At 63.7% G+C, this 11,804-nt stretch carries 14 protein-coding genes; 10 read left to right on the forward strand and 4 right to left on the reverse strand.

Annotated features, from left to right (window positions below; translation table 11 throughout):
* Window positions 1-178: 178 nt before the first annotated feature.
* Window positions 179-1,381, reverse strand: a complete 1,203-nt coding sequence (locus V7Q39_RS14620) for a pyridoxal phosphate-dependent aminotransferase (protein WP_333817339.1) — start codon at window positions 1,379-1,381, stop codon at window positions 179-181.
* An 87-nt stretch (window positions 1,382-1,468) separates the two neighbouring features.
* Here V7Q39_RS14620 and V7Q39_RS14625 point away from each other — a divergent pair, with 87 nt between their 5' ends.
* Complete coding sequence (locus tag V7Q39_RS14625; RefSeq protein WP_333817340.1) at window positions 1,469-1,744, forward strand: FAD assembly factor SdhE; 276 nt, start codon at window positions 1,469-1,471, stop codon at window positions 1,742-1,744.
* A gap of 77 nt (window positions 1,745-1,821) precedes the next feature.
* A complete protein-coding gene (locus V7Q39_RS14630) occupies window positions 1,822-2,319 on the forward strand; it encodes a MarR family winged helix-turn-helix transcriptional regulator (protein ID WP_333817341.1) in 498 nt (165 codons plus the stop codon).
* Window positions 2,320-2,348: 29 nt separating this feature from the next.
* Here V7Q39_RS14630 and V7Q39_RS14635 read toward each other — a convergent pair whose 3' ends face one another.
* The 3 genes from V7Q39_RS14635 to V7Q39_RS14645 all read right to left on the reverse strand — a co-directional run bounded on the left by V7Q39_RS14635 (window position 2,349) and on the right by V7Q39_RS14645 (window position 3,906).
* A complete protein-coding gene (locus V7Q39_RS14635) occupies window positions 2,349-2,801 on the reverse strand; it encodes a hypothetical protein (protein ID WP_333817342.1) in 453 nt (150 codons plus the stop codon).
* Between the two features lie 87 nt (window positions 2,802-2,888).
* On the reverse strand, window positions 2,889-3,317 hold the full coding sequence (locus V7Q39_RS14640) for a DUF1178 family protein (protein ID WP_333817343.1): 429 nt from the start codon (window positions 3,315-3,317) through the stop codon (window positions 2,889-2,891).
* Window positions 3,318-3,372: 55 nt separating this feature from the next.
* Window positions 3,373-3,906 (reverse strand): NUDIX hydrolase, encoded by a 534-nt coding sequence (locus V7Q39_RS14645; protein WP_333817344.1) that lies wholly within the window; start codon window positions 3,904-3,906, stop codon window positions 3,373-3,375.
* A 165-nt stretch (window positions 3,907-4,071) separates the two neighbouring features.
* On the opposite strand from V7Q39_RS14645, the gene V7Q39_RS14650 reads away from it, so the two are divergent.
* From V7Q39_RS14650 to V7Q39_RS14685, 8 genes are all read left to right on the forward strand, one after another.
* A complete protein-coding gene (locus V7Q39_RS14650) occupies window positions 4,072-4,587 on the forward strand; it encodes a glutathione peroxidase (protein WP_333817345.1) in 516 nt (171 codons plus the stop codon).
* The gene (locus V7Q39_RS14655; protein WP_333817346.1) at window positions 4,584-5,726 is read left to right on the forward strand and encodes an acetoin utilization protein AcuC; all 1,143 of its coding nucleotides are present in this window, start codon (window positions 4,584-4,586) and stop codon (window positions 5,724-5,726) included. Before V7Q39_RS14650 ends, V7Q39_RS14655 begins: the two co-directional genes overlap by 4 nt.
* Window positions 5,723-6,280: an RNA 2',3'-cyclic phosphodiesterase gene (thpR, locus tag V7Q39_RS14660; RefSeq protein ID WP_333817347.1), complete on the forward strand. Its 558-nt coding sequence runs from the start codon at window positions 5,723-5,725 to the stop codon at window positions 6,278-6,280. Before V7Q39_RS14655 ends, thpR begins: the two co-directional genes overlap by 4 nt.
* Window positions 6,281-6,328: 48 nt before the next feature.
* Window positions 6,329-7,357, forward strand: a complete 1,029-nt coding sequence (locus tag V7Q39_RS14665; protein WP_333817348.1) for an N-acetylneuraminate synthase family protein — start codon at window positions 6,329-6,331, stop codon at window positions 7,355-7,357.
* On the forward strand, window positions 7,354-8,469 hold the full coding sequence (locus tag V7Q39_RS14670; RefSeq protein WP_333817349.1) for a rhamnan synthesis F family protein: 1,116 nt from the start codon (window positions 7,354-7,356) through the stop codon (window positions 8,467-8,469). The genes V7Q39_RS14665 and V7Q39_RS14670 overlap by 4 nt, the downstream gene beginning before the upstream one ends.
* A gap of 285 nt (window positions 8,470-8,754) precedes the next feature.
* Window positions 8,755-9,900, forward strand: a complete 1,146-nt coding sequence (locus tag V7Q39_RS14675) for a rhamnan synthesis F family protein (protein WP_333817350.1) — start codon at window positions 8,755-8,757, stop codon at window positions 9,898-9,900.
* Complete coding sequence (locus V7Q39_RS14680) at window positions 9,897-11,300, forward strand: glycosyltransferase WbsX family protein (RefSeq protein ID WP_333817351.1); 1,404 nt, start codon at window positions 9,897-9,899, stop codon at window positions 11,298-11,300. Before V7Q39_RS14675 ends, V7Q39_RS14680 begins: the two co-directional genes overlap by 4 nt.
* 50 nt (window positions 11,301-11,350) lie before the next feature.
* A partial coding sequence (locus V7Q39_RS14685; RefSeq protein WP_333817352.1) for a UDP-N-acetylglucosamine 2-epimerase occupies window positions 11,351-11,804 on the forward strand: 454 nt, incomplete at its 3' end.

Genomic DNA, 11,804 nt, shown 5'->3' on the forward strand with positions numbered 1-11,804 from the left:
CGGAAAGCAACCCGCCGTTGACGTACGCCGCGTCCAGCACCAGCGGCCCGCGCTGCAGGATCATCCAGCCATCGTCGCGGAACGCCTCGCGAAAGCCGAGCGCGCCGTAGAAGGCCGAAGTTGCCGCAAAGTCGCGGGCCGGAAGATTGGCGGTGATCCGGTCGGCCATGATGTCCCTTCAGACCAGTGCGGCACAGAAGCGCTGGATGCGGGAACAGGCCTCCCGCAGCACCGCGTCCGACGTAGCGTAGCTGACGCGGAAGTTTGGCGAAAGCCCGAAGGCCGCGCCGAAGACCACCGCGACCCCGGTTTCCTCCAGCAGCGCGGTCGCAAACACCTCGTCGTTGCTGATGACGGTTCCCGCGGGTGTCGCCTTGCCGATGCAGCCCGAAATGTCCGGGTAGACATAGAACGCCCCCTCCGGCTTCGGGCAGCGGATGCCTTTGGCCTGGTTCAGCATCCCCACCACCAGATCGCGCCGCCCCTGGAACACGCCCCGCCAGTCGGCCAGGAAGTCCTGCGGGCCGCTCAGGGCCTCCAGCGCGGCATATTGGCTGACGGACGAGGGGTTCGAGGTCGACTGCGACTGGATCGTCCCCATCGCCTTGATCAGCGCCACCGGCCCCCCGGCATAGCCGATCCGCCAGCCGGTCATCGCATAGGCCTTCGACACCCCGTTGCAGGTCAGCGTCCGGTCATACAGCCCCGGCTCGATCTCGGCCGGGGTGCAGAATTCGAAATCGTCGAAGACCAGATGTTCATACATGTCGTCCGACATCACCCAGACCTGGGGGTGCCGCATCAGCACATCGGTCAGCCCCTTCAACTCGTCCCGCGTATAGCCCGCGCCCGTGGGGTTCGACGGCGAGTTGAAGATGAACCACTTGGTCTTCGGGGTGATCGCCGCTTCCAGCTGCGCGGGTGTCAGCTTGAACCCGGTCTCGATCCCCGCCACCACCGGCACCGGGGTCCCGCCCGCCAGAAGCACCATGTCGGGATAGCTCACCCAATAGGGCGCCGGGATGATCACCTCGTCGCCCGGGTTCAGCGTCGCCATCAGCGCGTTGTAGAGGATCTGCTTGCCCCCGGTGCCGACCGAAATCTGGCCTGGCGTGTAGGTCAGCCCGTTCTCGCGCAGGAACTTGGAACAGATCGCCGCCTTTAGCTCGGGGATCCCGTCCACCGCCGTATAGCGCGTCTTGCCGCTGTCGATCGCGCGCTTGGCCGCCGCGCGGATGTTCTCGGGCGTGTCGAAATCCGGCTCGCCCGCTCCGAGGCCGATCACGTCCTTGCCTTCGGATTTCAGCTGTTGCGCCTTGGTCGTCACCGCGATGGTGGGCGAAGGTTTCACCCGCGCCAGCGTGTCGGAGAGGAAGGCCATTCGCAGCACCCCTTTCGGTGGTGGAGTTTCGGTCCCGCCTGTCTTAGGGTCCGCCCCGATGCGGTTCAAGCGGGAACGGTGGGACGGATGGGCGAGACGGCTGAAGCGCGCCTGAAGCGGATGGCGATGCGGTCCTGGCGCCGCGGCACCAAGGAGATGGACCTCGTGCTCGGCCCCTTCGCCGATGCCCATCTGTCGGGCCTGAGCGAAGCCGATCTCCTGACCTATGACGCGCTTTTGGCCGAGAACGACCAGGACCTGATGGCTTGGGTCCTTGGCCAGTCCGCGCCCCCGCCCGCGCTGGCCGGGCTTCTGACCCGCATCACTGCCTTCGCCGAGGCGCGGCTGATACGCGGAAACTAGCAGAAGTTCTTCGCAAGTTTACGGAATGTTTGTGCTTTGTGCCGATTCTGCCCCGGTCCGAACGGTGGAGAAACGGTATGACAATCTATGCTCCGGTGCTGGACGGATCGCAGAAGGCGTTCCTGTCCTGCTACCTTGACAACCTGGCGCTGGTCGAACGGCTGCACCGGCTGCTGCTCGACGTGATCAAGGATGAATTCGAACGGCTGAACATCCTGGAGATCAACTCGGTCCAGGCGCTCCTCCTTTTCAACATCGGCGAGAATGAGGTGACGGCGGGCGAGCTGAAATCGCGCGGCTACTACCAGGGCTCGAACGTCAGCTACAATCTGAAGAAGCTGGTCGACCTTGGCTACATGCACCACCAGCGCTCGGAAATCGACCGCCGCTCGGTCAGGGTGAAGCTCACTGAAAAGGGCCGCCACGTCCGCGGCCTCCTGTCCGACCTCTTCGCCCGCCATTCCGAAGGGATCGAGAAGCGCGCCCTGATCGACGCGTCGGGCATGGATGAGATCAACATGTCGCTGAAACGGATGGAGCGGTTCTGGACCGAACAGATCCGCTACATCTACTAGGGTCGCGCCGCGCGAAGCGCTGGCCCGCTTCAAGGGGTCAGCGCGCTGTTCAGCCGGCCTTCGTCAAGATAGCCTGCGAAGCCGTTGATCCGGGCTTGGACCGCCGCGTCCATCATCACTTCCTGCGACGCCACCATGCCCAGCATCTCGAAGGCCTTCTGCATGGCGACAGCCGCATTTCCTTCGGCGGCGACAGCGGCCTTCGCCTCGGCCGAGCATCTTTCGGTCAAGAGCGACATGACCAGATTGGCCATGCCCCTGTCGGTCTCGACCAGCTTGGCGGCGTCCATGCTCACCGTGTCCTGCACGATCGGATGGGAGGCAAAGGCAAAGGTGATCCAGCGGGCCAGCAGCAGCCGGTCATCGCCCGTGGTCTTGCCGATGAGGCATTGGCCGAAAACCTCGGTTTCCGGCGTGGCGGCACGCGCGGGCGCGGCGGCGAGGGCAAGGCCGGAAACCAGCAAAGCGGTGACAATACGCATGGATCAATCCCTTCCTGACGGCACATGTCGGGTGCCGCATGGGAAGCGTCGCGTAGCCGTATCCCCGCGTCAAGCCGGGCGCGGGGGTCAGTTCACCTTGCGGGCGGGCAGGAAGGGCAGGGGGGCGACCGGCAGGCCCTCCTCGATCATCGCGCGCGCCTCGTCGGGCTTGGCCTCGCCATGGATCGACCGTTCCGGTGCTTCGCCCGCGTGGATGGCCCGCGCCTCGGCGGCGAAGTTCAGGCCGACATATTCCGAATTCTCCTCGATCTGCCTGCGCAGCGCGGCGATCTTCTCCTCCAGGTCCGATCCGGGGGCCGACAGGTCCGGTCTTGCGGCCGCGGCCTTTCTGGCGGGGCGGACGGCGGGGGCCATCAGCTCCTTTTCGACCGCGCCCGACCCGCAAACCGGGCAGACCACCTGGCCAGCCGCCTTCAGGGCCGAGAAAGCCTCCGCCCCCTTGAACCAGCTGTCGAAGCCATGACCGGCTTCGCATTTCAGGCTGTAACGGATCATTCCGCGCAATCCCGCCGTCGCGTCAGCAACTTACCTATGCAGTGCGCTGAAAAGATCAATGCCCCTTGCGCTTGTGGCCCGCAGCCAACAGCGAAAGGTCATCGTCGTCGCCCATGATCGGCGCCGCCCGGCCCGGGATCGGCGGCAGGAAGGCGGCGATGATCATCGCCAGTTCCGGCTCGGCCACCAGGGTCGAGGCTTCCTGCAGCGAAAACCACTTGCGGCGGCGCTCCTTCATCTCGGGGAAGGTCTTGGCCAGCTTGTCGACCCGCATCCCGTAGACCGCGACCGCGCAGGGCACCGAGGATGTCACCGACAGGCATTTCTGATAGCCGTAGCGCCCGATGCAGAGCGGGTTCATCTCGCCCGAGACCCCGGCCTCTTCCCAAGCTTCCTGCGCGGCGGCGGCTTCGGGCGACAGGCCCGGCATCGGCCAGCCCTTCGGGATCACCCAGCGCCCGGTATCGCGGCTGGTGATCATAAGCACTTCGGTCCCTGCATCGCCACTGCGCCAGCACAAGGCGCCGTATTGCAGTTTCGTCCCGCCCTTGTCGGCGCCTTGCGTCGCTATTTTGTCTTGCCAGCCCATCGTTCCGCCCATTTGGCCGTCCGGTTTCCGGATCTTGCCACTGCCCAATCCTCAATCATGAATATGGCATGGGAAAGGAAGAAATCACAGTAAAATCCCGTGAATTTGACCTGCGAAGGGGTCGGATTACCTTACTTTTCCGGAATTGCAGCGAAAGGGATCATCATGCGGCTTGGATTGGCGGTTCTTCTGGCAGTGGCGATGGCCGCGCCGGCCTGGGCAGCGGGGGGATTCCGCTTCACCTCGATCGACGGGGGCGAGATCGACCTGGACGATTGGCGCGGAAAGCCGGTCCTTGTGGTCAACACGGCGTCGCTTTGCGGCTTCGCCGGGCAGTTCGACGCGCTGCAGGCGCTGCACGACCGGTTCGGCGACCGCGTGCTGATCCTCGCCGTCCCCTCGGACGATTTCAACCAGGAGCTTGCGGATGAGAAGGCGGTCAAGGAATATTGCGCCCTGACCTTCGATCTGACCCTGCCGATGACCGAGATCACCCATGTGAAGGGAGCCGAGGCGCATCCGTTCTACGCCTGGCTGAAGGAGGAGACCGGCTTCGTTCCCGGCTGGAACTTCAACAAGGTGCTGATCGCCCCCGACGGCAGCATCGCGGGCACCTTCGGCGCGCCGGTCAGGCCCGAGGGGCCGCAGATCGCGGGCCGGATCGAGGCGATGCTGGAATGATCCTCGCGCCGCCGCCTGCACCCGCCGGGACGGTGGCGCCGCCCCTCTTCATCGGCTCCGACATCTACCGCCAGTCCTCCTATGGCGCGCGCCATCCCCTGCGCGTCCCCCGCGTCTCGACTGTGATGGACCTCGCGCGCGCCCTGGGCTGGCTGCCGCCCGATTGCTTCCGCCAAAGCCCCCGCGCCAAGCCCGCGGCACTTTCCCTCTGGCACGAGGCGCCCTACATCGCCGCCCTGCAAGCCGCCGAGACCCTCGGCGAGGCCACGGCAGAGATGCGCGCCAGCTTCCACCTCGGCACCCTCTCGAACCCCGTCTTCCCGGAAGTCTACCGCCGCCCCGCCACCGGGGCCGGGGGCACGATGCTCGCGGCCGAACTGCTGGCCCGGACGCCCGGCGTGATCCACATCCCCGGCGGCGGCACGCATCACGGGTTGCCGGGCCGGGCGAACGGGTTCTGCTACCTGAACGACGTGGTGCTGGGGATCAAGGTGCTGCAACGCGCGGGCCTGACCCGCATCGCCTATGTCGATCTCGACGCGCATCACTGTGACGGGGTCGAGCTTGCCTTCGCGGGCGATCCCCGCGTCCGGATGATCTCGGTGCATGAGGAAGGCCGCTGGCCCTTCACCGGCGCATTGACCCAGACCGCCGCAGGCAGCGCCTTCAACCTGCCCGTCCCGAAGGGCTACAATGACAGCGAGGCGCGGGCGGTGCTGCATGGCCTGATCCTGCCCCGCGTGGCCGAATTACGCCCGGAGGCGCTGGTCCTGCAATGCGGCGCCGACAGCCTGATGGAGGACCCGCTCTCCCGCCTCGCCCTCTCGAACCGCGCCTATCTGGAGGCGATCCGCGCCCTTCTTCCCCTCGCCCCCCGCGTCCTGGTCCTTGGCGGCGGCGGCTACAACCCCTGGTCGGTCGGTCGGCTGTGGACGGCGATCTGGGGGCTGCTTGCGGGCCACGACCTGCCCGACCGGCTGCCCGAAGCGGCACAGGATGTGCTGAAACGCCTCAGCTGGAACGGCGGAGGCCGCCCGCGGCCCGCGTCGGAGATGATCGAAACCCTGCTCGACGCCCCCCGCGAAGGCCCGGTCCGCGCGGACCTCCGCGACCGCCTCGCCCATCTGGCCCGCCGATGATCCGCGCCTTCCTGGGGATCGACCTGCCCCCCGCCATCCGTGGCGCGCTTCAGGTGCAGCAGTTCCTTCTGCCCCTGCCGCGCAAGGTGGAGCCGGAAAGCCTGCACCTGACTCTCGTCTTCCTCGGTGACTGCCCCGAGCCTGCGCTGGAGGCCGCGCATGAAGGGTTCGAGACCCTGCGCGCCCAAAGCTTCCCCCTCGCCCTGCAAGGCCTCGGCCTCTTCGGCAAGGACAAGCCCCGCGCCGCCTGGGCCGGGGTCGCCCCCGCGCCGGACCTCCTCCACCTGCAAGGGAAAGTCGAAACCATCGCCCGCCGCGCCGGCTGTCCCGTCGAGGCGCGCAGATACCTCCCCCACATCACCCTCGGCCGCTTCCCACCCCCCGCGCCGCCCGATGCGATGCGCCTGGAACGTGCCATCGCCCTGGGGCAGGGGTTCCGCAGCGAGCCCTGGGATGTCACCGAACTCACGCTCTGGCAAAGCCATCTCACCTCCCGCGGCGCCCAGTACCAGGTCCTTGCGCGATACCCGCTCACCTCCCGCCCCCCGGCTTGACAGCCAGAGCACCCTGACGCACCACGAATGGCAACCAGGGAGCTACCCATGAAGATCGCCCACCGCGAGATCGGTCCGAACCAACCCCCGCTCGTCATCGCCGAGATCGGCATCAACCACGGCGGCGACCTTGCCGTCGCCAAGGAGATGGTTCGCCTGGCCGCGGGCGCGGGCTGCGAGATGATCAAGCACCAGACCCATATCATCGAAGACGAGATGACCGAGGAGGCGAAGCAGATCTTCCCGCCCAACGCCGACGTCTCGATCTGGCATGTCATGGAGCGCTGCGCCCTTACCCTCGATGAGGAGGCGGACCTCAAGCGCTATACCGAAAGCCTCGGCCTGATCTGGATTTCCACCCCCTTCAGCCGGGCGGCGGCCGACTGGCTGGAGACGCAGGACGTCCCCGCCTACAAGATTGGCTCGGGCGAGGCCGACAACCTGCCGCTCATCCGCCACATCGCGCGCAAGGGCAAGCCCGTGATCTTGTCGACCGGCATGCAGACCATCGAGACCATCCGCGCCTCGGTCGACATCCTCGACAAGGCGGGCGTCGACTATGCGCTTCTGGAATGCACCAACCTCTACCCCAGCCCGGCCGAGATCGTCAGCTTGCGCGGCGTGACCGAACTCCGTCAGGCCTTCCCGAAGGCCGTCGTCGGCTTCTCCGACCATTCCATCGGGCCGGAAATGGCGCTGGCCTCCGTCGCCCTCGGCGCCTGCATCCTGGAACGCCACTACACCGACAGCCGCTACCGCAAGGGGCCGGACATCATCAACTCGATGGACCCGGCGGAACTGCGCTTCCTGATCGACCGCTCGAAGGAAATCTGGATCGCCGCCAACAACCCGAAACAGCGCAGCGCGCCCGAGGAAGACGTCTACCGCTTCGCCCGCGGCTCGGTCGTGGCCGACCGCGACCTGCCCCTCGGCCATGTGATCCAGGAGGCCGACATCTGGGCAAGGCGCCCGGGATCGGGAGAGATCGCCGCCTATGACTTCGACAAGGTGGTCGGCAAACGGCTGACCCGTGCCGTGACGCGGAACACCCAGCTGAAATGGGGGGATCTGGGGTGATTCCCGGCTGGAAGGTCAGGCGCGAGCTTCTGCGCTTCCGCCAGCAGATCGCCTGGTATTGGGAACTCCTCCACGCCCGCCGCCGCACCCGCCAGCACGACCGCGACCGCCCGAAACTGGTGCAGCGGCATGACGGTGCGCAGGCCTTCGGCACGCGCATCGCGGCCCTGCTGATCTTCCAGCCTGGAGCGATGCCTGCCTCAGTCCCGGAAAGCTGCGACCTTCTCACCGGGCTCGGCTATTCCGTCCTGGTCGTCTCGAACGGCCCCTTGCAACCGCAAGCGAGGGCCGACCTGCTGCCCCATGTCTGGCGCCTGCTGGAACGCCCGAACCTCGGCTACGACTTCGGCGGCTACCGCGAGGCGGTGATGCATCTGTGGGACGAAGGCGCCGACCCCGACGAGCTTCTCATCCTCAACGACAGCGTCTGGATCGTGGCCTCGGCCTTCCCCGCCTTCCTCGACCGGCTTCGCGCGATGGAGGCCGAGGTGACGGGCTCGGTCCTGCGGTCGAAGAAGGGGAAGCGGTGGATCGAGTCCTATTTCTTCCGCTTCAACAGGGCTGCGCTGACCGCCCCCGCCTTTCGCGCCTTCTGGCAGGGCTACCGCCTGGTCGGCAGCAAGTTCGGGGTGATCCGGCAGGGCGAGAGGGACTTTTCGGTCAATCTCTCTGCCGGAGGCCTGCGGGTAGGGGGGCTTGGGGACAATCAGGCGTTCCTTGTCCGGATGGCCGAGGCACCCGACGAAGACCTGCGTCTCGCCCTCGCCTATGCTGCCCCGGTCGGCGGCGGGCTGGCCGAAGACCGGACGCGGCTTCTGGGGGAGACCCCGGAACCGCACTGGCGGACCCGGGCCCTCGCCCATCTCGGGGTGTCGCTGGACGGCAAGCGCGTCTGGAACGCGCAGTTCCCGATCGCGGGGCTTCGGGTCATGGGCAACCCTTTCATCAAGAAAAGCCGCGAAAAGGTGAATGCCGACTGGCGCAAGCAGGTGCTGCGGGCGATTGACGACCATGTTGTCCCCTCGCCGGCGGCGTCGGTCCTGGCCGAGCTTCAGGCGCGTCAGGCTGACCGGACGCTTGCGCCGCCGCACTGGGCGAGCCGCCCTGACTGACGGCCACAGTCCCGCATATGCTCCCGTTTGGCATGTTTCCGCGCAGCGGCTGTATCCGGCCCGGCGCCTTTGCGCAGATGCTGCGACCGCCCCTTGTGCGCGGCGGTTTGTGGACTAGAAGCTGACCCAGTGAGTGAATCGTCTCGTGCGGGTGTGACAGTCGATGGTTACGCAGGTTGCAAGTCGTCTGGAGAACCAGCCCGCGATCCCGACTCAAAGATCGGGGCCTTTCGTCCTCATCCTGCCATGCATTTCGCCCGCCCAGGGCCGGGCAGGAGGCAGATGATGGCATTGCCCCCCTTCTGGAAAGTCCGCCGTGAAGTGGGGCGGGTAGCGGAGCGGATGAGTGACCGTCTCCCCGTCACCTACATGCAGGATATTGTCCGCCAGTATAAGCATGACAGGTCGCTGTCCCGATCCCTGCGGGAAACACGCGGTTCCTTGGAACTTGGCGACAAGGTGGCTGTCTTCATTCTGTTCCAACCGAAAGGTATTGCCGAATCGACCTATATTACCCTCGATCACTTGCGGGAGTCCGGATGGTCCACCTTGGTTGTGTCAAACACTCCATTATTACAAACAGACCGAGAGAAGATTGCGTTGAAAAGCGCGCATGTGATTGAGCGGCCAAACGTTGGTTACGATTTTGGCGGCTACCGAGAAGGGTGGCGTTGGCTCGGTCGGCAAGGGAAAAAGCCACAGCGCCTGATTCTGATGAACGATAGCACTTGGTTCCCCCTGCGGAAGGAAGACGACAGTATTCTCCGCATGGAAGCGCTCGGCGTCGATCTGGCCGGCCATGTTTTCAAAAACTGTCACCCCGAAACACAAGTTCACGATCACCTTGAATCGCATTTCATGCTGTTCGGCCCGAGAGCATTGGCTAGCTCGGCAATCGAGCGTTTCTGGTCAGAATACATTATGACGAACTCACGAGATCAAACCATCCGGCGAGGCGAGATACCACTTAGCCAAGTTGCGCTTGCCTCCGGTCTGTCTGTACGGGGATTGCTTGATCGAGACGTGCTGCTCAATCTGCTTGGGAGCCTGGAGGACAAGGAGCTACTTCGAATTTCTGCCCGATTGCCGATGATATCGGATGGCGACCGACGAAATGGTAAGCTCTGGAACTCTTCCGCAGCTACGGGCAAGGAATGGCGCGACGACTTTCTTTCTTGGGTGTTGCTTCAGCTCACGACCCCTGATGGATATTTGCTGTCTGCAACTTTTGCCGATGTGGCAATCAAGCTTGGTGGAATGGGTTTTCTGAAGAAGTCGTCTGACATAAGATTTCAGTACGCCAGACTGGCCGTTTTAGACGGGGTCGAGTCCGGCTACCTTCCGCCCTTTGAAGCAGTAGTAATGTCCGAAATCGAAGCAAAGGTTCACACTTGCTCCATGAATGGCACTCTGAGCGAGAAACGAGCATGATGCAGCAAATGACCGAAAATTCAGAGAACAATCAAGAAGAGCGGGCGCATTCGGCAACAGCACTCTCACGGTCACTCGCCGAAACCTTGGTCGATCAAGCCAAGTTCCCGTTCCGAACCTTCTTTGCTCACCTTGAACTCGCCCTGATGCGCGGGATCGAGCGCCTGAACTTTTTGTCGACAAAGCGGCAAGCGAAGTTAAGGCGACAGATTGCCAAGCGAGCACCAGAACGGTTTCTCGCTGTCACGGATCACGTTGAGACGTTGCAGAAAAGCAGTGGCAATCAGGAATCGACTCGACCGGAATTTATCCCATATGAGCCAGATTTGGATGTGCCGATAACCGATGTTCGAGCAGTAGCCTTCTATCTTCCTCAGTTTCACCCATTCCACGAGAATGATCTTTGGTGGGGAAAAGGTTTTACGGAGTGGACAAATGTTGGGAAGGCACAACCGCTGTTCACCAATCACTATCAGCCTCATTGCCCGATACACCTTGGCTATTACGATTTGCGGATATCTGAAGTGATGGTTGAGCAGGCGAGAATTGCTCGCCAGTATGCAATTGGCGGTTTCGCGTATCATTTCTATTGGTTTGGCGGGAAGACGCTGATGGAGCGGCCGCTGCTATCCATGCTTGCCAACCCGGACGTTGATATGCCGTTCTTCCTGAGTTGGGCGAACGAGAACTGGACGCGTAGATGGGATGGGCGCGATAGTTCCGTGCTAATTCAGCAATCCCACTCGACGGAGGACTCACGGTCTATGTTGCGGCATATTGCCGAATATATGCATGATCCCCGATACATAAAGATAGACGGTCGTCCGGTTTTTTCCGTGTATCGCCCCAGGAGTATTCCTGACTTGGCCGCTACCGTTGATATCTGGCGAGAGGAGGCCCGGATCCAGGGTTTGGGGGACTTGTATTTGATAGGAATACAAAGGGATCCAGAGGAGGACCACCGCCCTGATGGGTTCGACGCAAACTTGGAGTTTGTTCCGCATGGGCTATCGCAAACCGATATCTCTGCTGCGATAGAACTTAAGTCACGCTCTTTCAGCGGGAAAGTTTATGACTATAAAGCAGCCGTTCAGATAGCGCTGGACCAGAGCGATCTTGATATCAATCGATATCGTTCGGTGATGCTGGGGTGGGACAATACTGCAAGATCGGTGAATAGAGCGCATATCCACGTGAACTTTTCAATCGAAAGCTATCATCATTGGTTGTCTGAGCTTTGCAGGCGCGCGCGGGCCGATAAGTGGCGGACACCAGGTGAGAGGATGGTCTTCATTAACGCTTGGAACGAATGGGCGGAGGGTACTCATCTGGAGCCGGACCAGAGATATGGGTTTGCCTATCTTGACGCGACGAGGCGTGCAGTGCTGGGCGGTGATTGATCGCCTTCTGGCGACTTGCCACCCGCCCCGTCCCGCGTCATGACTGACCCATGACCCGCCATCTCCTCTTCCTCACCGGCACCCGGGCCGATTTCGGCAAGCTGGAACCGCTTGCCGCCGCCGCTCGCGACGCGGGCCACCGGGTCACCTTCTTCGTCACCGGAATGCACATGATGGACCGCTACGGCCTCACCCGGAACGAGGTGCGCCGTCTGCCCGGCATCGCCGTCGAAGAGTTCGTCAACCAGGCCGAGGGCGACCCGCAGGATGCCGTCCTCGCCCGCACCGTCACCGGCTTCTCGGCTTACGTCCGCGCAACGAAACCCGACCTTGTCGTCCTCCACGGCGACCGGATCGAGGCTTTGGCCGGGGCGCTGGTCGCCGCCACCAACTATGTCCGCTCGGCCCATGTCGAGGGCGGCGAAGTGTCCGGCACCATCGACGAGGTGTTCCGCCACTGCAACACCAAGCTCTGCACCCACCATTTCGTCTCGTCCGAGGCCG

It is taken from the genome of Tabrizicola sp. (assembly GCF_036781545.1).
GTDB lineage: Bacteria > Pseudomonadota > Alphaproteobacteria > Rhodobacterales > Rhodobacteraceae > Tabrizicola.

Coding starts and splice junctions, on each gene's coding strand:
- V7Q39_RS14620 (WP_333817339.1), bottom strand. CDS start 1,381: ATGGCCTTCCTCTCCGACACGCTGGCGCGGGTGAAACCTTCGCCCACC.
- V7Q39_RS14655 (WP_333817346.1), top strand. CDS start 4,584: ATGATCCTCGCGCCGCCGCCTGCACCCGCCGGGACGGTGGCGCCGCCC.
- V7Q39_RS14675 (WP_333817350.1), top strand. CDS start 8,755: ATGGCATTGCCCCCCTTCTGGAAAGTCCGCCGTGAAGTGGGGCGGGTA.
- V7Q39_RS14630 (WP_333817341.1), top strand. CDS start 1,822: ATGACAATCTATGCTCCGGTGCTGGACGGATCGCAGAAGGCGTTCCTG.
- V7Q39_RS14625 (WP_333817340.1), top strand. CDS start 1,469: ATGGGCGAGACGGCTGAAGCGCGCCTGAAGCGGATGGCGATGCGGTCC.
- V7Q39_RS14635 (WP_333817342.1), bottom strand. CDS start 2,801: ATGCGTATTGTCACCGCTTTGCTGGTTTCCGGCCTTGCCCTCGCCGCC.
- V7Q39_RS14640 (WP_333817343.1), bottom strand. CDS start 3,317: ATGATCCGTTACAGCCTGAAATGCGAAGCCGGTCATGGCTTCGACAGC.
- V7Q39_RS14645 (WP_333817344.1), bottom strand. CDS start 3,906: ATGGGCTGGCAAGACAAAATAGCGACGCAAGGCGCCGACAAGGGCGGG.
- V7Q39_RS14680 (WP_333817351.1), top strand. CDS start 9,897: ATGATGCAGCAAATGACCGAAAATTCAGAGAACAATCAAGAAGAGCGG.
- V7Q39_RS14665 (WP_333817348.1), top strand. CDS start 6,329: ATGAAGATCGCCCACCGCGAGATCGGTCCGAACCAACCCCCGCTCGTC.
- thpR (WP_333817347.1), top strand. CDS start 5,723: ATGATCCGCGCCTTCCTGGGGATCGACCTGCCCCCCGCCATCCGTGGC.
- V7Q39_RS14650 (WP_333817345.1), top strand. CDS start 4,072: ATGCGGCTTGGATTGGCGGTTCTTCTGGCAGTGGCGATGGCCGCGCCG.